Source organism: Schleiferilactobacillus perolens DSM 12744 (genome assembly GCF_001435585.1).
Taxonomy (GTDB): Bacteria; Bacillota; Bacilli; order Lactobacillales; family Lactobacillaceae; genus Schleiferilactobacillus; species Schleiferilactobacillus perolens.
This window is the reverse complement of the sequence record NZ_AZEC01000008.1, coordinates 38,411-58,645: the sequence shown is the minus strand read 5'-3', so window position 1 is coordinate 58,645 and position 20,235 is coordinate 38,411. Positions and strand designations below refer to the sequence as shown.

Annotated in this window: 20 protein-coding genes; 10 read left to right on the top strand and 10 right to left on the bottom strand. The window is 49.5% G+C overall.

The features are described from left to right. Positions 1 to 78: 78 nt before the first annotated feature. Positions 79 to 606: a histidine phosphatase family protein gene (locus FD09_RS09680; RefSeq protein ID WP_057820820.1), complete on the bottom strand. Its 528-nt coding sequence runs from the start codon at positions 604 to 606 to the stop codon at positions 79 to 81. A gap of 179 nt (positions 607 to 785) precedes the next feature. Between FD09_RS09680 and FD09_RS09675 the strand changes: the two genes are divergently transcribed. Then, on the top strand, positions 786 to 2,381 hold the full coding sequence (locus FD09_RS09675) for an ATP-binding cassette domain-containing protein (RefSeq protein ID WP_420806853.1): 1,596 nt from the start codon (positions 786 to 788) through the stop codon (positions 2,379 to 2,381). A gap of 80 nt (positions 2,382 to 2,461) precedes the next feature. On the opposite strand, the gene FD09_RS09670 is transcribed toward FD09_RS09675, so the two are convergent. From FD09_RS09670 to FD09_RS09635, 9 genes are all read right to left on the bottom strand, one after another. Beyond that, on the bottom strand, positions 2,462 to 3,100 hold the full coding sequence (locus tag FD09_RS09670; RefSeq protein ID WP_057820818.1) for a TetR/AcrR family transcriptional regulator: 639 nt from the start codon (positions 3,098 to 3,100) through the stop codon (positions 2,462 to 2,464). A 1-nt stretch (position 3,101) separates the two neighbouring features. After that, a complete protein-coding gene (locus FD09_RS09665) occupies positions 3,102 to 3,875 on the bottom strand; it encodes an ABC transporter permease (RefSeq protein ID WP_057820816.1) in 774 nt (257 codons plus the stop codon). Beyond that, positions 3,844 to 4,791: an ABC transporter ATP-binding protein gene (locus tag FD09_RS09660; RefSeq protein ID WP_057820814.1), complete on the bottom strand. Its 948-nt coding sequence runs from the start codon at positions 4,789 to 4,791 to the stop codon at positions 3,844 to 3,846. The genes FD09_RS09665 and FD09_RS09660 overlap by 32 nt, the downstream gene beginning before the upstream one ends. A gap of 136 nt (positions 4,792 to 4,927) precedes the next feature. After that, positions 4,928 to 5,851 carry a sensor histidine kinase gene (locus FD09_RS09655; RefSeq protein ID WP_057820812.1) on the bottom strand — a complete coding sequence of 308 codons (924 nt, stop codon included), beginning with the start codon at positions 5,849 to 5,851 and terminating at the stop codon, positions 4,928 to 4,930. A gap of 2 nt (positions 5,852 to 5,853) precedes the next feature. Further along, entirely contained in the window at positions 5,854 to 6,528 is a 675-nt protein-coding gene (locus FD09_RS09650; RefSeq protein WP_057820811.1) for a response regulator transcription factor, read from the bottom strand. 15 nt (positions 6,529 to 6,543) lie between these two features. Continuing rightward, a complete protein-coding gene (locus FD09_RS09645; RefSeq protein ID WP_235812259.1) occupies positions 6,544 to 7,548 on the bottom strand; it encodes an agmatine deiminase family protein in 1,005 nt (334 codons plus the stop codon). Between the two features lie 153 nt (positions 7,549 to 7,701). Continuing rightward, positions 7,702 to 7,899 carry a hypothetical protein gene (locus tag FD09_RS16300; protein ID WP_157053754.1) on the bottom strand — a complete coding sequence of 66 codons (198 nt, stop codon included), beginning with the start codon at positions 7,897 to 7,899 and terminating at the stop codon, positions 7,702 to 7,704. Next, positions 7,871 to 8,356 carry an NUDIX hydrolase gene (locus FD09_RS09640; RefSeq protein ID WP_057820808.1) on the bottom strand — a complete coding sequence of 162 codons (486 nt, stop codon included), beginning with the start codon at positions 8,354 to 8,356 and terminating at the stop codon, positions 7,871 to 7,873. Before FD09_RS09640 ends, FD09_RS16300 begins: the two co-directional genes overlap by 29 nt. A 141-nt stretch (positions 8,357 to 8,497) precedes the next feature. Further along, positions 8,498 to 8,887, bottom strand: coding sequence for a hypothetical protein (locus FD09_RS09635; protein ID WP_057820807.1), 390 nt, complete (start codon positions 8,885 to 8,887; stop codon positions 8,498 to 8,500). A 156-nt stretch (positions 8,888 to 9,043) separates the two neighbouring features. On the opposite strand from FD09_RS09635, the gene sdaAB reads away from it, so the two are divergent. From sdaAB to FD09_RS09590, 9 genes are all read left to right on the top strand, one after another. Then, positions 9,044 to 9,709: an L-serine ammonia-lyase, iron-sulfur-dependent subunit beta gene (sdaAB, locus tag FD09_RS09630; protein ID WP_057820805.1), complete on the top strand. Its 666-nt coding sequence runs from the start codon at positions 9,044 to 9,046 to the stop codon at positions 9,707 to 9,709. Between the two features lie 14 nt (positions 9,710 to 9,723). After that, positions 9,724 to 10,593 carry an L-serine ammonia-lyase, iron-sulfur-dependent, subunit alpha gene (sdaAA, locus tag FD09_RS09625; RefSeq protein WP_057820802.1) on the top strand — a complete coding sequence of 290 codons (870 nt, stop codon included), beginning with the start codon at positions 9,724 to 9,726 and terminating at the stop codon, positions 10,591 to 10,593. Beyond that, positions 10,590 to 11,087, top strand: coding sequence for a kinase (locus FD09_RS09620; RefSeq protein ID WP_057820800.1), 498 nt, complete (start codon positions 10,590 to 10,592; stop codon positions 11,085 to 11,087). The genes sdaAA and FD09_RS09620 overlap by 4 nt, the downstream gene beginning before the upstream one ends. Before the next feature lie 42 nt (positions 11,088 to 11,129). Continuing rightward, the gene (locus FD09_RS09615) at positions 11,130 to 11,393 is read left to right on the top strand and encodes a type II toxin-antitoxin system Phd/YefM family antitoxin (protein WP_057820798.1); all 264 of its coding nucleotides are present in this window, start codon (positions 11,130 to 11,132) and stop codon (positions 11,391 to 11,393) included. Between the two features lie 283 nt (positions 11,394 to 11,676). Further along, positions 11,677 to 13,689 (top strand): DHH family phosphoesterase, encoded by a 2,013-nt coding sequence (locus tag FD09_RS09610; protein ID WP_057820796.1) that lies wholly within the window; start codon positions 11,677 to 11,679, stop codon positions 13,687 to 13,689. Between the two features lie 22 nt (positions 13,690 to 13,711). Beyond that, positions 13,712 to 14,167: a 50S ribosomal protein L9 gene (gene rplI, locus FD09_RS09605; protein ID WP_057820794.1), complete on the top strand. Its 456-nt coding sequence runs from the start codon at positions 13,712 to 13,714 to the stop codon at positions 14,165 to 14,167. Between the two features lie 39 nt (positions 14,168 to 14,206). Beyond that, a complete protein-coding gene (gene dnaB, locus FD09_RS09600) occupies positions 14,207 to 15,619 on the top strand; it encodes a replicative DNA helicase (RefSeq protein WP_201782872.1) in 1,413 nt (470 codons plus the stop codon). A gap of 417 nt (positions 15,620 to 16,036) precedes the next feature. Beyond that, positions 16,037 to 17,341, top strand: coding sequence for an adenylosuccinate synthase (locus FD09_RS09595; RefSeq protein ID WP_057820792.1), 1,305 nt, complete (start codon positions 16,037 to 16,039; stop codon positions 17,339 to 17,341). A 277-nt stretch (positions 17,342 to 17,618) separates the two neighbouring features. Next, the gene (locus FD09_RS09590; protein ID WP_057820790.1) at positions 17,619 to 20,168 is read left to right on the top strand and encodes an MSCRAMM family protein; all 2,550 of its coding nucleotides are present in this window, start codon (positions 17,619 to 17,621) and stop codon (positions 20,166 to 20,168) included. The last annotated feature ends 67 nt before the right edge of the window (positions 20,169 to 20,235 follow it).

Sequence of the window (20,235 nt, the reverse complement as noted above, 5' to 3'; positions counted from 1 at the left end):
ACCGGAACCGTGATGGCTCCGGTTTTTCTTTTCGGTCTAGTTGTAAAGACTCCAACTAAAAAAGATAAGAACCTATTTTTAGAAGAACTCGATTTCCTTGATTGCACAGTAATCAATCCGTTGCCAGTCACCAAATTGACGCATCGCTTCTCCGTGTGTCACACAAGCAATACAGTCGTATCTTGAATACTTTGCCAACGCTGCAGACATGCGATCTTTCACCTCAGTGGACGTTTCATAGTCCCAATGATCATCGCTTGCGTGCAGACCGTGATGATCGTGATACTCTTTAAATGCGGCATCTGCATCAGCGCGGGTATGTTGACAAATACCAGTTTTGTCCGGACGCCACTCGTGCAAACCGAGTTCAACATGTAAGGGAATATTATTTCTCCGAACAATTTCGGCGGCGGTTTGCAATGCACGTGTGTAAGGAGAACTGACAAGAACTTGGACTTCTCTAAAGATTGCGTTTTTTGCGCATTCTTGGGAAATTTGAACATCATGGGGAGTCAACCCTGCTAAATCGACACCGAACCCAGCATATCCTGCCGCTCTGACCTGACTGTAATCGGGTTCAGAATGACGAATCAAATAAACCTTCAAGCAAACTCACCTCCAAGACTCTCCCATCTTACGGTATAAACTGGCGACGTTCAAATTTATATTGACATTAATGAGAACGGGCAATACAACTATTACAATACCGCTCAGCATTTAAAAAAGATGAGGTTTCGTTGGAGGAAATGCCATGCACCCACTGATTAAGACCACATTACGCCGCTATACAGGTACCGTTCATCGCCTTGGTGATTCTAACCGTTTTGAGTACGATCATGATTACTGGCAACACCTATCTCGAGGGACTGTTACTGAACAGTCTGGTCTACCGCAGTGATCGGGGCTTTTTTCTCATTTTACTAGTGACAATCGTCGTAATTGGCTTTACGCGTTTGGGGATTTCTTATTTCACCAGCCACATGCAAATCCTGACGTCGCAAAAAGTGGTTTTTCAGATCAATCAGACCATTCTAAAGTATCTATTCGGCAAGAAAACACTGGCCATCATGGCGTGGGATGCGCTAACATTGAGTGTTCGGATCAACGATGACGTCAACGAGGTCATTTCTTTCTTTAGCCAGACTGTGGTGCAGTTGGTGGGAATCGGGGTATCCGTGATTACCATTGCGATTTATGTGCTGCATGCGGATGCGCGAATTTTTCTGATGATGGCAATTTTCTTGCCATTGTATTTTGTGATCTACATTCTTTTCCGCACCAAGATCTACCGGATTGATTTGGCCTTCAAAAATCATCAGAATCAATACTTTTCGGCCCGCAACGATTTTCTCAGCCGATATGTGGAGATTAAAGGGAAAGGCAGTTATGGTGCGGAAGAACAGCGACTGAATCGGGTGCAGGGCGGGCTGTTTGGCATTGCGGTGAGAAGCTTCTGGGCCCGGTACTGGCTGTCCACTTCGCAAATTGTAATTCAACTGGTGTTTCAGACTTTGTTTTTCGTCATCGGCGGTTTGTCGGTGCTCAGTGGGAATATCACAGTCGGATTCTTTTCTATTATTCTCCAATATTTTGGGCAATTATTGGGAGCTGTGGACAGTTTGCTGACGATCAGTATTGGTATTCAATCGTATCGGGCATCGTTGACCCGACTGCAGACAGTATTAAATACGGAACCGGATCAAATCGGGACAACCAGGATCGCGACTATCGCGCATGTGGCAGTGAAAGATTTCAATATTATGGCGCTGACTGCCGATACAGAAGTTAAAGCGCCGCTGTATACCCATAGTTTGACCCTGACGTTTGAGAACCCGGGGCTGTACGTGATTACCGGAGACAACGGAATTGGGAAGAGTACATTGCTGCGGACGATAACCGGGATTTACCAGCCAACGGTAACCGGACAGGTGCTGATCAATGGTCGCGACATTGAGACGTTGGATATGGCAGAAATTAGGGCGGAGAAAATCGGCTTTCTGTTTCAGAGTATACCGGCGCCACATATTACTGTGCAGGAGTATTTAACAGATACGCTGAACATGGCGCAGCTGCAGGCTCTCCAACAGCGGGAAGAGTTTGGCCGAGTCTTCTTTTCGCCTCAATTTGATATCCATACATTATTGGCACAAAAGATGGATGTGCTCTCCACGGGTGAAACGCAACTGGTGAAGCTGTTGGCCGCAGTGGGCAAACCGGATGCGGTAGTTTATGTGCTGGACGAACCAACCGCGAATATTTATCCGGAGTTGCGTACGGCCGTGATTACGCTATTAGAACGGCTGGCGCAAAAAGCATTAGTGATCACTGTGACCCATGATCAAGAATTAAGTGGATCAGTGGAAACTGTGGTGTTGCGGTAATCTAGGTCGTAATATACAAAAGAATCCTAGTGACGGACTGACTATCACTGGGAATCCCATCGATATCCTAACACTGGATGTTACTGCCAACCTGACAAAAGCGCATTGATCCCCATTAAGAATTGTTGATCACTGGTAAACTGATTGTCCAATATTGGTTTCATCAATTGATGTAGGACATCGGAACGAGTTTGCAAGTTTTCTAACAGTTGCGGGTCAGTCTTTCCACCATCCGCTGGCTCGACCGCTTCGGCCCAGACAAAGCCTAACGTATAAGCAGTTAGGGAATTAATTAAGAAAACCGTTGTGGGTTGAATTGTTAATCCCTCTGACTGCAAGCTTGTGACAAATTCTTCAGCTAATGTGAATTCAGACTCGGTCGTCAAAGGATGGGTAGAAATCAGAGGCAGGACATGGGGGTGAGCCAATAGTGTTTGCCGTAATTGAGACATTAAGCGGATGACTTGGGCCTGCCAACTGCCGTTTGTCGATTCGGATTTTAACGTCAACGCATTTTGCCAGATCAATTCGACCAACGCATCGAAAAGGGCACCTTGATTAGGAAAATAACGATAAACCGCCATGGGGGACACGCCCATTTCTTGCCCAAGCTTGCGCATACTGAATTGTTGGAGATTTTTTTGATCAATTAACGCCAGTGCAGTTTGCAGAATGTAGGAACGGCTCAAGGTGTCCCGAGTGGGTTTAGCAGGCTTCATGTTAGTTATTTCCTTCCTTCAATGGGCGATAATTGAACCCAATTAGGGAAAACGTACCAAAGATACAGGCCATAATCAAGAGCACGACCAGACTTTGGTTGATAGTAGTTAAACCGGCATGATCCAAACTTATTTTTTTGATTGCCGATAACGCCCAGTAGGCTGGATCAATCTTTGCTAAGACTTTCGCCCAATGAGGGAATGTACTCGTCGGTGAAAGACTGCCGCCTAGTCCTGCCATCAGCATACCCAGCAGATTGGATAATGAGATGGCGATGTTTGCTGAATGTGTCCAGCTGACCAGCAATGTACCGAAAAAGGTCAATGCCGCAGAAAAGGCCATGATGACAACAATAAATGCTGGCCAGCTGCCGTTAAGGTGAAAATGGAATAGCCAGACACTCAGAAGTAATACGACAGAGATTTGTACGAATTGAATCAAATAGGCAATCAAAACCTTCCCGGTAATGATTTCACCCAAAGAAGTTGCCGAAACCTGTTGCCGATCCCAAGTGTTCCAGGTAGTTTCGTCAAAGAACATTTGGATAATCAACTGGATGGAAAAGAAGGATAATAATACGGCCAGTCCGGGAATAACTTGCTCTGACCCATTGGCGTGTGTGTAGCCCTGCGCAACCAATTGAATTTTAGCTGCCGGCAGCATGAAGGGCGTCATAATCAAGGGGATGAGCATCAGGATGATTTTAACTGTCGGTTCGGCCAATTGCAGGCGGCCATTGAGCTTAACGACCGACAGGATTTGTTTGATTTTCATTACTGGACTCTCCTCCTAGTAGGGTATGGTAGGCAGATTCTAAATCTGCCTTCGTAATTTTGATATCAGTTAATTGGTAGTTTTTGATTTCGGGTTTGCTTAAAGCAGTTTGCAATAATTCGGTGTAGTTATTCGTCTTGGTGGTATCAGCGGAGGTCAAATGGTCATTTTCCCTCCGCCAGCCGGTTAAACCAGTGGGTACTTTACCGTGGAAAAACAATTCTAATGAGGGGTGGGCATAGTGTGCGATGATGTCTTCGACACTTCCAGTGGTTTGGATCAACCCATCATTCAAGAATGCAATTTGTGCGTCAAGAGCTTCCATCTCTTGCAGATAGTGAGTTGTATAAATGATCGTGATGCCCTGTTCGCCCAGTGCTTTGACTGCTTGAATAATACGATTGCGAGAATCGACATCAGCGCCGACGGTGGGTTCATCTAAGAATATGATTTTTGCATGATTCATGAGGGCAATGGCGGAATGAAGTCGGCGTTTTTGACCACCGCTCAAATCACCTGCTTTGCGATCTTGAATGCTGGTCAAACCAAACGTTGTCAGTACTTCAGCGTATTTCGCAGGAATTTGTTGAGCAGATAGGCCATTGAGTGCCCCGAAGCTTTTTAAATTTTGCTGGACACTCAATTGTGGATAGATGGCCAATGCTTGCGGTGCCAGACCGAGATATTTCCGTACAGTGCGTTTGTCCCGACTCAATGAATGGCCTAATATTTGAACATCACCAGAATCCGGTTTTAATAGGCCAGTCATGATCTTGATCAATGTTGATTTGCCGGCCCCATTTGGACCCAATAATCCAATAACTGAACCTTGTTGGATTTGCAAATTGATTCCCTTTAGAATGGGCCGGTGGTTAAAACTTTTCCGAACGTTTTTTAAGCTGATGGCTAGTACCATTTTATTACCTTCTTTGGTTTACAACGTAATCTATGTTTACATCGTAAACCAGTTAGCAAATAAATACAAGTCGATAATTTCGGCACTGAATAGTTTCGTTGATTTGCATAGAAAAGCGTCAGAACATCAGTATTGTTCAGCGATTGGGTGTTGAAGCAACCTGCTGCGGCAATGTCACCGTGGCTGTGAAGGTTGTTGCCGTGGTGGTCAAAGTCAGCTTTCCCTGCATCAATTCAGCCAAGTGCTGCGTGATGTATAATCCCAACCCGGAGTTGCCCGTTTGGCCGGCTAGGTCTTCGGTGTAAAAGCGATCAGTTAGGCGTTCTAGGTGGCTAATGGGATGGGCGATACCGTTAGTTACGGTGAGTGTGACGGTGTGGGCTGTGGATTGCTGGGCCAAGGAGACGGTCAAGGTCTTGATTCCGTGGGTCAGGGCATTCCCCAGCAGATTTTGAATAATGCGCTGGGTCTTTTCTTGATCCAAGTGGACTAGGACGCTACTGGCAATCTGCGGCGTCACGGTGAAACCGGCTGTTTGGAGGGCATCATAGAGGGCGAGCAGTGCGTTTTGAACCAGAGCAGACAGATCAAAATCTTCGGCTTGGACGGTTAGGCGGTGTTCTGTGATGCGATTGTATTCCAGCAAGGATTCCAGGCGGGTATTGACGATTTCCAGGTTCTCCTCGGCTTGGGTGAGGACTTGCTGGGCCTTGGCCGGCGGCAGCTGTTCTTCACTGAGGTACTGCACGTAGCCGCTGGCAACGGTCAATGGTGTCCGTAAATCGTGGGAAATATTGTTGATCGCCTGATCGATTTGTTTGGCCACCGCGGCGTTGTCGGCCCGTTCCTGCCGTTGGTCGGCCAACAGCGTGTTGATGGCGTTGGCCAATTTGATAATCAGCGGATTGCGGCTGGTGGTGCGCACATCGTTGTTCGTGCGGCTCGCCGCAATAGTTTTGACCCGCCGCTGCAAATCGTGAATGGCCAACAAAATGTACACTAAATAGGCAAGACACGCGCCAGCAATGGCAATGAGGACAATCCAGCCAATTGTCGTCATGGCTACACCAGCTTCACGCCAATACCCCAGACCGTGGCAATGTGCTCGTGGTCGGGGTCGAGTTGGCGTATTTTTTTGCGCAAATTGGTGAGATGCACATTGATGGTGTTTTCATCTCCGTAATAGGGTTCGTGCCACACTTGGGTGTACAGGGCCTCTTTACTGAAGACTTGGCCAGGGTGCTGGAAAAGGAGTTTTAGGATATCAAATTCTTTCTTCTTCAGGGCGACGGACTTGTCCTGACAGTGGAGGGTGTAATCTTTTTCAGCCAAGGTGAACGGACCAAAGGACACTACCGTCGGTGCTTCCGCTGCTGGGGCGGTGTTTTGCCGCAAAGCGACCACAATGCGGGCCTTCAGTTCCTTAATATTGAACGGCTTGGTGATGTAATCCGTTGCGCCTGCCATCAATAATCTGGCGACATCGTCTTTATCGCTTATCGCTGTCAGCATAATAATCGGCGTCGTCAAAGTCTGGCGCAGATCGTGCAGCACTTCCTCACCGTTTTTTCCCGGCAGCATCCGGTCCAACAGGATTAAATCAAAGGCTTGCTGCTGGACTTGGAGCAGTCCCTCAGTGCCAGAATAGGCTTTGGTGATGGCGTACGTGTCACCGAGAACCGTATCCAGCATCGCGCCGATATCGGGGTTGTCGTCAATTAAGAGCAGTCGTTCCATGATTTTTCCCTCTTTCTAGCGTCCGGGCATGAATCGCGCCGGCACATCCCATGTCAGGCAATGGATCGAACCGCCGGTGGTGGAAATCTTAGCCACATCAATGGGCACGACACGCTTAGTGGTATGCTGGCGGACAATCTTGAGCGCCCGCTGATCCGCCGGCAGGTCGTAACGGGGTACGTAAATCGTGTCCGGTGTTTCCAGCATGTTGATGTATAGCCCCTTGGCAGAGGCAATTTTACGATCGTATTGATCTTTGTCTGTGTAGGCGGAAGGTAGGATGACAAATTTGGCATCGGGCAGCACAGCCTTAACGCGGCGTTCAACGGTGTGCACCAAGTCGTCGTCGCCGGAGAAGTCACTGACGTACAGCGTTCGGGTGTTGATAAATTTGACCATTCCGTCCGCGTGGCCGAGCACATCGCCCGGTTCGGTGGGAATAATGATCACGTGGCTGACATTCAACTGGTATTTTAACTCACTGATGATCTCTTGCCGGGACCACTCGGGATTATCTTTGAAAACATGTGTCGTCAAAATGACGGTATCATCCTGGTTCCAGACCAAGTTCCCGCCGTCCAACACCAGATCGCTGGTGCGGTAGGTGAAGTGCATCTGCTTCAACCAAACGCGGAACCGGCTATCCAGATAGTCGCGGTCGGCCTTGGCCAAGTAGCTGGGGGCGTAGCGAAATTTCACCATGCGGGTGGTAATCACCGGCGCCACGTCCCGGAGCCAAATGTCGTCGTAGGTGAAGCGGCTGGTGGGGTGAGTCAGATGTTGTTTGGTGATGGTCACTACCGGTGCCGATGTGTTCAGCTGCGTGCTGAAGTGTTTTAGGGCGGCAGTAAAGGGCCGGTAGTATTGATTTGTCTGCCGCGGCAAAGCCGTATAAATCGTTGGCGTATCCATGTGCTTTTCCACCGCTCCCGAACGCTGGCGGCTAGCCAGCAAAAAGCTACCAACAAGCATGACCACCACAAAAATAATGACGCACAAAAGTCCAGTTCGTTTTTCCATTGTAATCTCCTCGGAATATTTGCTGGACCCACCATAGCATGCCATTTTCGTATATTAATGAATAAAAATATTATTCGCAGGGTGAGGGGAAAAACTCGGTATTGACACATCGGCGTTAATATTTTTAATTATTGTTTGCGGCAATGCGGACCGCTATAACCCGTTGTTTAAGATGCTGTAAATCAACATGCCGATGATGACGACGGCCAGACCGATGGACAGTGCTAGACCGATCGGATTATGGATGTTGATATTCCAGCCAAGACCGAAACTTCGCGGGGTGAAAAGGGGTTCGTGGTCAAAAAACTTCTTGTGATGCATATTAGTCATGGGCTTTCGCTTGTTGATCATGATGCTGCCGCCAATCCGCGAAGGCGGCGTGGATCATGTCAGCGGTTTGCTGATTGAGCAGGGGTGGGAGATTATCTTCATCGAAGTAATCCGTCCCCACAGTTTCGAATTGTTCCTCGGTGATCCGTTTGCCGCCGATGGGGGTCACAGCGAAGAGAGCGGAGATGACCTGGCATTCGTCGCCATTCGGGTAAACAGTGAAGCCTTGGTCGAAAATACCGATCAGGTGGTCGATCTTGACCTCCAGGCCGCTGTCTTCCTTATATTCCCGCACGACCGTTTCTCGGAAAGTTTCACCATATTCCATGAAACCACCAGGCAAACTCCAGGTGCGGTTATCGGTACGTTGTTGAATCAGGATTTGCCCTTGATCGTTAAAAACCGCGCCCCCGGCGGCGTTAAGAAGAATCGGTTTATGTCCCACTAAGGCGCGAATTTCTTTGATGTAGTCTGCCATTTTTCAGCCTCCTAACAGTGTTAATGTCAGTGTACCAGTTTTGCTGGCGCACTCAACTGTTGAATGTTTAGCTAATGTGGTTATTCAATGTTGAGTTTGCTCGGCGATGAGGATTTCGTTATGGCTTGCACAGGGCGGCGGTTACCGCTTAGTGAAAGTACGGTGTTTCGGCGTGTTGACAGCGGCGACTAGTTTGTTGATTTTCTGGACCGCTGCTGAATAGCTTTCCATATGCTTATCCGGCAACGCCTTGATCGAATCCAGAATTAAACGGCCAGCCACAATTAACTGTTCTGCCTCCGTGCTGGAGGTGGTGAGAAAAGATACATTGAGAAATATTTCCAAAGTCACGACGGCGTCTTTTTCACCGGCTAGAGCTTGTTGGCTCAGATGGTTAATGGCGACCCGCAGGTTGCGGATTTTTCTTTTTTCTTTTCGATGTTCTGTATAATAAGGCAAAAATAATGCGACGCTGACAGCCAGCAATTCAGCGACTGCCGCCGCCCATTCTGAAATTGGACCCCAATCCATGGTGTATGCCCCCTATGTTTGTTGAAATGCAAGCGTCATTTTAATCACAACCACGACGAAAGACAAGCAGGTTGCGGGTCAATTAAGCCAGATTTAAGTTGCGCGGGTAATGGTGCTAAAATCAGCGTATATCTTTTCCCAAGAATGGAGAACAAAATGCCAGACGTCAGGTTTCACAGTGTCTTTGATATTATCGGCCCCGTGATGGTCGGTCCCAGCAGTTCCCACACCGCCGGCGCGGCCCGGATCGGGAAAGTGGTCCACGATATTTTCGGCGATACGCCGGAGAAAATCACCGTTTATCTGTATGAATCGTTTGCTAAAACATACCGCGGCCACGGCACCGATGTGGCGATCATCGGTGGATTGTTGGGTATGGCCCCGGATGATCCGCGCCTGCCGGATTCTTTGAAAATCGCCTACGACCGCGGCATCACGGTGGGATTTGTCCCGAAGAGCGACAAGGTGGACCACCCTAACACCGCTCGCATCGTGCTGAAGAAAGGCGACCGCAAACTGGAAGTCACCGGCGTCTCCATTGGCGGCGGCAATATTCAGATCACGGAAATCAACGGCTTCAAGATCACCTTGAGTATGGGTACCCCGACGTACATCACGATCCATGAGGATGTCCCGGGGATGGTCGCCCGCGTGACCCACATTTTTTCTGAAAACAACATCAACATCGGCACCATGACTGTGACCCGTTCGGCCAAGGGGGAGAAAGCCATCATGGTGCTGGAAGTCGATGACTACCAGCCAGGGATTCTCGACCAGTTGAAGCAGCTGCCGCACATGATAAATGCCACCTATTTCGAATAAGGAGTCCGCCAAAAATGTTTTATACGATTAAAGAGCTTGTCGAACAGAGTGCTGATTATCCGTCAGTGGCCGCGATGATGGTGCATATGGAAGTGGAAAATACGACGCGGAGTGCGGACCAGATTCGCCATTTAATGGGCAAGAATCTGGATGTCATGGCCCGCTCTGTCAAAGAGGGCATCGCCGGGGTGAAATCGGTGACGGGGTTGACCGGCATGGAAGCCAAGAAGATGGACCATTATTTGGCAGAGGGGGACTTCATGAGTGGTCGCCCGATCCTGGAGGCCGTGCGCAACGCCATTGCAGTGAATGAAGTCAATGCCAAAATGGGGCTGATCTGTGCCACCCCCACTGCCGGCAGTGCCGGCGTCTTGGCTGGGGTTTTACTGGCGGTGCGGGATCGGCTGCACATGACTCGAGACCAGCAGATCGATTTTCTCTTCACAGCCGGGGCATTCGGCCTGGTGATTGCCAATAATGCAGGTATCGCCGGAGCCGAGGGCGGTTGTCAGGAAGAGGTCGGCTCCGCCAGTGCCATGGCTGCTGCTGCGCTGGTCTGCGCCAAGGGCGGCACTGTGGTCCAAGCAGCCAACGCCGTGGCCATGACGCTGCAAAACATGCTGGGGTTAATCTGCGATCCCGTGGCTGGGCTGGTGGAAGTGCCCTGTGTGAAACGCAATGCGCTGGGGGCCAGCCAGGCGATGATTTCGGCCGACATGGCTTTGGCCGGACTCAAGAGTGTGATTCCAGTGGACGAAACGATCGAAGCGATGCGCCGGGTCGGTATGCAAATGCCCAGTGCCTTCAAAGAAACCGCTGAGGGCGGGTTGGCCACGACGCCAACGGCACTGAAACTCAAACAGAAAATCTTTGGTGATCAATGAGCGAACTCATTATTATCCGGGGCAACTCTGGCTCCGGCAAGACGACGGTGGCGCAGACGCTCCATCAACAGTTGCCCGGTTCCTTGTTAATTGATCAAGATGTGGTCCGGCGGGACATGCTGCAAGCCCATGATCATCCAGACAACCTGAGTATTGACTTAATGGAAACCATTGCCCGTTTTGGCCTGGCGCATGAACAGATCGTGATTCTGGAAGGTATTTTAAGCAAAGCGGTGTATGGCGACATGTTGGCTAGACTGGCTAAAGATTTTGATCGGAGCCAAGCCTACTACTATGATCTGACCTTGGCAGAAACGGTGCAACGGCACCAAACCAGGGATAAAGCGGGTTCGTTTGGACCGGATACACTGGCTAAGTGGTTTATTCCCCACGATGTACTGGGTTGGCCGGGAGAAGTGATGATTCCAGCGAGTTGGAAAATTGCGGATACTGTGCATTGTATTTTGCAGAAAATCAAAGTCGGAGATAAGTGAAAGCCTGATTTTGGCTGTTGAAAAATCTACGGAGGAATCGTGATGGTTAAATCAATGACACCAAAAGAGGCACAATCTGAACTGTTCACACTCATTAAAAACGTTAATCGAGATTCTCAGCCCGTAGTTATCGTCGGGAGCAATCAATCTGACAGTGCCGTTTTAATGAGCAAGGCGGATTATGATGCGCAACAAGAAACAATGGCTTTATTGTTGAATGGTCAAATACAAGCAGCATTTGAGAGGCAAAATGAAGAGTCTGTCAATTTGGCAGATATGATGCGGGAAATTGATCGCCAAGAATGAATACTTCGCAACTTGAATAGCACTGTGCAGACACTAAGATCGATACAGACCTGACTCGTCGAAGAATCAGGTCTTTTCTGTATTGTTTAGAAATGTCAGGCCCTGTCATTCAGGAAAAACTAGTTTTTTAAACGGGTTCACCAGGTTTCTCATGGTAAGAGACCGGGGCGCGCCGCCCTCTGTTTGCTTTCTATGTTAAAATGTTCTTAACTATTCCGTGATCGTGTACCCGTGCGCACTTTTTATGAAGTGCCGAACGAACGATACAAAAGAGGGAAATATAATGAAGAATATGGTCCAACGCATCAAGCTTCCGGCTTTTATGCGGAATGCCCGCGTGATCACGATTTTCTTGATCATCGTAGGTCTTGCGCTGGCAACGATTATCTTGAGTTTTTTCAACTCGGTCTGGATCGGGCTGGCATTGACGATCCTGTTTTTGGCGCTGTGTGTCAGCATTTACTACGCCGCCGAAGTGATTACTCAGGATACGCAGAAGTACGTCTCTGACCTGACCTACCGCATTAAGCGGGGCCAGCAAGAGGCCTTGATTCAGATGCCCATTGGGATCCTGCTGTACAACGATCGACGGGAGATTCAATGGACGAATCCGTTCTTCCAAAAATATATTGGGAAAAAGGATATTCTCGGGAAGACCTTGGATAATGCCTTGCCGGATCTTGGCCAATTCGTTGCAAAATATAGTGGTGACGATACGCCCCATCAAATTAAGTGGGGCGATAATCAATTTGACATGACCGTCCAGGACGACCTGGGCGTCATTTACTTACTGGACATTACTAAATATGCCCGGATCGAGGACCAGCTGGCCGCACAACAAATCGCCATTGGGCAAGTGTTCCTGGATAACTATGATGAAATCACCCAATCCATGGATGACCAAAGTATTTCGAATATGAGCAACTATGTGACGAATAAGCTGACGGACTGGGCCAATCATTACCATATGTTCCTCAAACGAGTGGATGATGATCACTTCTTTGTGATGTCCTACATGGAGCATCTGCAAGAGGTGGAGCACGATAAATTCAAGATTCTGGATGTCATTCGTCAAGATACATCGAAACAAAACTATCCATTGACCTTGTCCATTGGCTTTGCTTATGGGAATAGTAATTTAGCCCAGTTGGCTAACGATGCCCAATCTAATTTAGACTTGGCGTTAGGCCGGGGCGGTGATCAAGTGGTCGTGAAGTCTCCAGAGTCACCGGCTCGCTTCTTTGGTGGACGGACCAATCCGATGGAGAAGCGGACCCGAGTGCGGGCACGGATGATTTCTCAGGCGTTGCAAGAGATCTTCAAACAAGTGGATCAAATTTTCGTCATGGGCCATGCGCGGCCAGATATGGACGCGATTGGCGCCTCGCTGGGAATTCGCCGGATTGCGGAAATGAACGGTAAAAACTGTGATGTGATCGTGGATGCTAACGATGTCCATTCCGATGTGCAACGCCTGTTGCACCGGGTCAGCGAGCAACCAGAAATTGCCCAGCATATCCTGACACCGCAAGAGGCACTGAGCCGAGTCACGGATCGCACCTTGCTGATTTTGGTGGACCATTCCAAGCCGTCCATTTCCATTTCTCCAGAGTTATGCCAGCGCTTGGCTCAACGGCTGATCGTGATTGACCATCACCGGCGGGGCGAAGAATTCCCTGAGAATCCGATGTTGGTTTATATTGAGCCGTACGCCTCCTCAACCTGTGAACTGATTACGGAAATGTTTGAGTATCAACCCAAGTCAGTACCCGGCTTGAACAAGCTGGAAGCCACGGCGATGCTGGCCGGGATTACAGTGGATACCCACTCCTTCTCCCTGCGGACTGGGACCCGGACCTTCGATGCGGCGTCCTACTTACGGTCCATCGGGGCGGATAGTACCCAGGTACAGGAGCTGCTTAAAGAAGACGTGAATAACTTTATCCAGAAGAACCACTTGATTGAAACCATCGAAATGGTGGAACCCAACATGGCGTTATGTACGGGTGAGGAAGACGAGGTATATGATCCTGTGGTGGCGGCGCAGGCGGCGGATACGCTGCTGTCGTTAGCGGGGATTGAAGCCTCCTTCGTTATCGTGAAACGGATTGACGGCAAGATTGGGATTTCTGCTCGGTCCTTGGGTAAAGTCAATGTACAGGTTATTATGGAGAAGATGGGTGGCGGCGGACATTTATCCAATGCAGCGACACAAATGAAAGACACCACCATCGCCGAAGCTCGCCAGCAGCTGAAAGATATTTTGACGCAGATGGTTGAGAGCGACGAAGAATAGAGAAACGAAGGGAAGATCTTTTATGAAAGTCATCTTTTTACAAGACGTCCGCGGTAAAGGTAAGCGCGGCGAAGTGAAGAACGTACCGGATGGTTACGCGCAAAACTTCTTGTTCCGGCAAGGTAAGGCTAAGGAAGCAACCCCCCAAGCCATGAGTGAACTCAAGGGTAAGCAGGCCGCTGAAGAAAAGAAGCGGGCCGAAGAGTTGGAAGAAGCCAAAGAGTTCAAAGCCAAGATCGAAGCCGATAAGACCGTAGTGAATATCCAATCCAAAGCCGGGGCGGATGCCAAGTTGTTCGGTTCCATTCCCAGCAAGCAAATTGCTCAGGCCTTGGACAAGCAATTTGGTTTAAAGGTCGACAAGCGCAAGATTGATTTGCGCGAACCCATCCGTTCTTTGGGCTACACCAATGTGCCTGTCCGTTTAGCCCCAGGCGTGGATGCGACGATTCGGGTACACGTCACCCAACAAGATTAATTATTTCCCAGGAAATATTGAGGAAGGAAAAACGGTGTATTGAATAACGAGATGATCGATCGGACGCCGCCGCAGGACAATGATGCCGAACAGTCCGTGCTCGGTGCCGTTTTTCTGTCCCGGGATGCACTGGTGGAGGCCATGGCGTATATTACGCCTGCTGATTTCTATAAGAAGGCTCACCAATATATTTTCCAGGCGATGGTCAACCTGTCCGATCGCGATGAAGCCATTGATATTGTCACGTTGCAAAATGAGCTTAACGCCCATCAGCAACTAGCCGATGTGGGCGGGGTCACTTATTTGGTGGAACTCACCAATGTCGTGCCCACTGCGGTTAACGTCACGTATTACGCCAAAATCGTTAAAGAGAAGTCGACGCTGCGGCACTTGATCGACACCGCCACCCATATTGTTCAGACTGGGTACAACCCTGAAGGCTCCGTGGACGATGTGCTGGATGAAGCAGAGAAGGAGATCATGTCCGTCTCCGATACCACCCAGCAAAATGGGTTCCGGCCAATTAGCGATGTCCTGAATGAGGCCTTGACCAAAGTCACAGAGTTGTCGCAAAACAATGACGAGATCACTGGCTTGTCCACCGGTTATCGCGATCTGGATCTCATCACGGCCGGCCTGCATGAAGATGAACTGATCATCTTAGCGGCTCGGCCCGGGGTCGGAAAAACGGCCTTTGCGTTGAATGTGGCGCAAAACGTGGCCACCAAATCGGATACCTCTGTGGCCATTTTCAGCTTGGAAATGGGCGCTGAGCAACTGGTTAATCGGATGCTTTGTGCGGAAGGCAGTATTGAAGCCAACCACTTGCGAACTGGTCAATTAACTGACAACGAGTGGGAAAGCCTGATTGTGGCCATGGGCAGTTTGTCCAAGGCCCAAGTTTTCATCGATGACACGCCGGGGATCAAGATGGCTAATATTCGCGCCAAGGCGCGCCGGTTGGCCAAAGAGCAGGGCAACCTGGGTTTGATCGTGGTCGATTACTTGCAACTGATTGAAGGTACTGGTCAGGAAAACCGGCAGCAGGAAGTCTCCGCCATTTCCCGGCAGCTCAAAATGCTGGCTAAAGAATTACACGTCCCTGTGATCGCCTTGTCCCAGCTCTCCCGGAGTGTGGAACAGCGGCAGGACAAACGGCCTGTGTTATCCGATATTCGGGAATCCGGTTCAATCGAGCAGGATGCCGATATCGTGGCTTTCCTTTATCGGGATGATTATTATCGCGATGAAGAAGGCGACGATGACGATAGTTACGGCGATTCCGGCGGTAGTAATGCCCCCAGTAATTCCGAGGATGAAGATTCGGATGCTGGCGTGGTCGAAGTGATTATTGAAAAAAACCGGTCAGGCGCCCGGGGAACGGTGAAGTTGTTGTTTATTAAGTCTTACAATAAATTCTCGTCCATCACATACGCGCAACCGACTGGTTAAAGAATATAGCCGTGCCAATGCTGCGCAATCTGCGGCTGAAGGGGGCTGCGAAGCGCAGCAAGTGCGTAGCCGCAGGCGTAGCAAGTGGTGACGGCGCTTTGAGCCCGCTGAGGATCGCGGTCTCAAAGTCGCCTAACTGCATATAAACTTGGCCAAAACCAGGTCAAGTTTATTGCAGTTTCCACCACTGAGCCCTCTTCAGCCTCCGATTGCTCCGCATTGGCACTAGATCCATGTTGGGTCAGAATTTGATTCTGGCCCTTTGATTTTGCTCGAAAACACGGCCATTACGAATGATTTATTCATATCTGGTGAATCAGATTCGGGTTTGCATTGCTAAACTTGCTCGTAACTGATATTATGGTGCGGTGTGAGTTTTGAAGCAGAACAACAATTAAATCAATGAGGTGGACATTCATGACAGCAACGGTCGTGGTCGGAACCCAGTGGGGCGACGAAGGTAAAGGTAAAATTACGGATTTTCTCAGTCAAGGCGCGCAAGCAATTGCCCGCTACCAAGGCGGCGACAACGCTGGCCACACGATTAAGACGGACGGTCAAACCTACGCATTGCGCCAGATTCCTTCAGGCATTTTATACTCCGACAAGGCCGCTGTGATCGGTAACGGTGTGGTGGTCAATCCAGAGAGCCTTGTGGAAGAATTACACCGGCTGCACGATGCTGGTGTGACGACTGATCACTTGAAGATCTCCAACCGGGCCCATGTCATTTTGCCCTATCACATTGAATTAGATAAGTTACAAGAAGCCGCCAAGGGTGCTGACAAGATCGGTACCACTCACCGCGGAATCGGCCCAGCATACATGGACAAAGCGGCCCGGGTAGGGATTCGGATGGCGGATTTACTGGAACCTGATACATTCAAGGAAAAACTAGAGGAAAATCTCGCGGCCAAGAATGAGCTGATCACAAAGATTTATGGCGGGACACCACTGGCCTTCGCGGATATTTACGACAAATTTGTGGCATACGGCAAAGAACTGGCACCGTTCGTCACCGACACCAGCGTGGTCTTAAATGATATCTTGGATGCGGGTCACAATGTGCTGTTTGAAGGCGCCCAAGGGACGATGCTGGATATTGACCAAGGGACTTATCCCTATGTCACCTCTTCTAATCCAGCCGCCGGTGTTGGGGCTGGTTCTGGCGTAGGGGTGACGCACATCAACCGAGTTGTCGGGGTTGCTAAATCCTACACCTCGCGGGTTGGTGATGGCCCGTTCCCGACAGAATTGCTGGACGAAATTGGCGACACCATCCGTGATGCCGGTCATGAATATGGCGTGGTGACTCACCGTCCCCGCCGGATCGGCTGGTTTGACGCAGTGGTCTTGAAACACGCCAAGCGCGTCGCTGGATTGACTGATTTAGCCCTAAACTCTGTCGACGTATTGACTGGTTTGAAGACCGTCAAGATTGGTGTGGGTTACAAGCTGCATGGCGAAACCATTCAGCACTACCCCGCCAGCTTGAAGGAACTCGCTGCATGTGAGCCGATTTATGAAGAAATGCCCGGTTGGAATGAGGACATTTCCCACTGCACGACTTTGGCCGAACTACCTGAGAATGCCCGTAACTATGTGTTGCGCATTCAAGAACTAGTCGGCGTCCCGCTGATTACGTTCTCTGTAGGTCCAGATCGGGAACAGACTCGGGTCCTGGCTAATGTCTGGGAACAAGAACCGCAATTCGCCCATTAATTTAATTATCAATACTGAAGGTGTCCTGGCCAACCGGTCGGGGCACCTTTTTGAGTATTGGCAGGGTTTATCATTTGGAAATTGGGCTAAAGTATTTTTCTCAATTAAATAACATCTGTCGTTTATGGGCCGATTTGACCGTTGACACGGCGACTCACTAGGCCTAATATCAAGCTGTTTGGATATCACTATTCGCGGTGGTCTACCCATCAATTAAGAGATATGCAGAAAGCAGGCATTACTATTGCGGGTAAAAAGGAAAATATATGGACTACTGATGCTGTTCACAATTCTTTGTGGCGCATTCAGTAGTCTTTTTACTGTTCCGGTAGAAGCGGCGCAGACACCAGCCAACACGATTACGGGGTTGGACAAGGACTCTGCGGTGATTACGGATACGGATGGGCAAACAATTACCCATGATACCCAGTTGTCCGCTGGGACGCAGTATTATATTACATATAATTGGCAAGCCGCTGATACGGTGAAGCTGGACCACACTGTTTCTGAGACATTCACGTTACCGGACAATGTGCAGGTCAAAGATTCTGCAAGCAAAGATATGGTGTATGATGGCCAAATTATGGGCCATTTTAATATTCAAGCCGGCAGCCGCACCGGCACCGTTCAATTTAATGATGGAATTGCCAACTTACGTCATCGCCAGGGCGGATTCAGTTTTATTGTCTATGGCACAAAGGATACTGGCGGTGACAATAAAGCACAGATCAATCAAACCGCCTGGTTCGTGAATCAACAAAGCGGCCATGATCCAACCCAAATCGACTGGAATGGTGCGGTGAACCCGGTCAAAACGACATGGCAAAATGCTGTCATCACTTTTACCTTAAGTCCGAATCAGACCTATCAGTCAGTTTCGATGGATAAGGGTCACTACGACAACGATGATATGACGCAACACTGGAATAGTGAAGGGCCAGTGGCTCCTAGTGTTTATACCGTGAAAACCGCTCTTCAGGCCGATGCGTCGACGCTGGTGACAATTACCTTCAAACAGGCGGTGAATTACGCCATGAACTTTAATATTTTAACCAAGCCCATGGTGATTGATAACCAGGCCAACTTGTGGAAGAGCAAGATGACCCTCACGTCAACAACACTAGGCGCACCAACGAATGCAAATACGTCGTTGGCATACGGCACAGCCGCTCATGTGTCCGGGGATCAATTGGATTCTATTATTTTCACCAAGCACAGTGCTGCTGATAACGGTCTGTTGGCCGGTGCCCAATATCGATTGGAAACGGCGAACCATGTGCCTGTGACGAAGGACTATAACGGTAATGATATTTTTCCCCAGATGATGACTACACAGGGTAAAGAGGGAAAATTTGAACTCGACAATTTATTGGTCGGCACTTATTACCTGATTGAGACCAAAGCACCAACGGGATATCAACTCGATACGACGCCAATCAAAATTGTCTTACCCCAGGGACATGGGATCGGCAATCCGGTACAGGTTGCAGGTAAAGATGAGCCCATCGAACCTGTTCAACCACCCACTGGCAAAGTGGTCTTGACGAAGACGACTGATAATGGAGAAACGCCCGTGGCGGGTGCCGTTTATGCGTTGATGGATCGCCAGGGTAAAGTGCTTCAGCAATACACCACGGATAACTACGGGCAGATCACTGTCACTGATCTTGCGGCAGGTAATTATGCTTTCAAAGAGGTCAAAGCGCCGGATAAGTACACACTGAATAAAGAGGAAAAGGATTTCGCAGTCGTTGCTGGAAAAACGACGCAAGTATCTGTCACAGATAAAATGAAGGTGACGCCGCCGGTTCAGCCCACAAAGGGCCAGATCGAATTAACGAAGACCGACGGTGGCAAAACCCGGCTAGCCGGTGCTACCTTTACGCTCTATCACAATCAAAAGAATATTGGCAGTTATACGACAGACAAAAACGGCCAAATCACCGTGCCTAATCTGACACCAGGATCTTACTATTTCTTGGAGACGGCTGCCCCCGCGACTTATGATAAAAATCCCGACAAACAGCTTGTCACGGTGATGGCTGGGGAAACTGCCAAGGTACAGGTGACCGATCAGAAGTCGACGCCAACACCGCCTATACAACCGACACTGGGCAGTGCTGTTCTCACTAAAACTCAGTTTGGTAATCCCCAAATTCCAGTGAGCGGCGCCACCTATGCACTGTTCCAGACGAATGATTCCGCGTCGCCGATCATGACGGCAGTCACAGACCAGCAGGGGAAAATCGTCGTCCCCGATTTGGCGGCAGGAACTTACTACTTCGTCGAAACGGCGGCTCCGACGGGTTATGAAAAAGATAGCCAACGACACCCAGTGACCGTTGTGGCGAACCAAACGGCTACGGTCGCAGTCACGGATCAAAAGACACCGAGTCAGCCTAGTGTTCCTGTAACGCCGAGCAAGCCCGGCAAACCGAGTCAGCCCAGTGTTCCTATAACGCCGAGCAAGCCCGGCAAACCGAGTCAGCCCAGTGTTCCTATAACGCCGAGCAAGCCCGGTAAACCAAGCCAGCCCAGTCGGCCGGTTAAGCCTGGCCACCCGATCACACCCGGCAAACCAGTTCAGCTCGCGCCGCCAACCACGCCGACGGCACCATCAATACCTGCGCAAACTGGATCGACTAGTGCACAACCAGTGACCAATCCCACCGTTACACAAACGGCGAGCCAGTCAGCCAACACGGCCACTTTACCGCAAACTGGCGAAGTGAACGAGCAGATTTGGCAGTACGTTGGGTTGGCTGTGTTATTCGGTGAATTATTAGCCATGGGTCTATGGTGGCAGCACCGATCAAAACAAGAATAGTCATACATCCCGGTGATGAATCGGGATTTTATTTTCTTGGGTATTAGGTATTGCATACTAGCCGGAA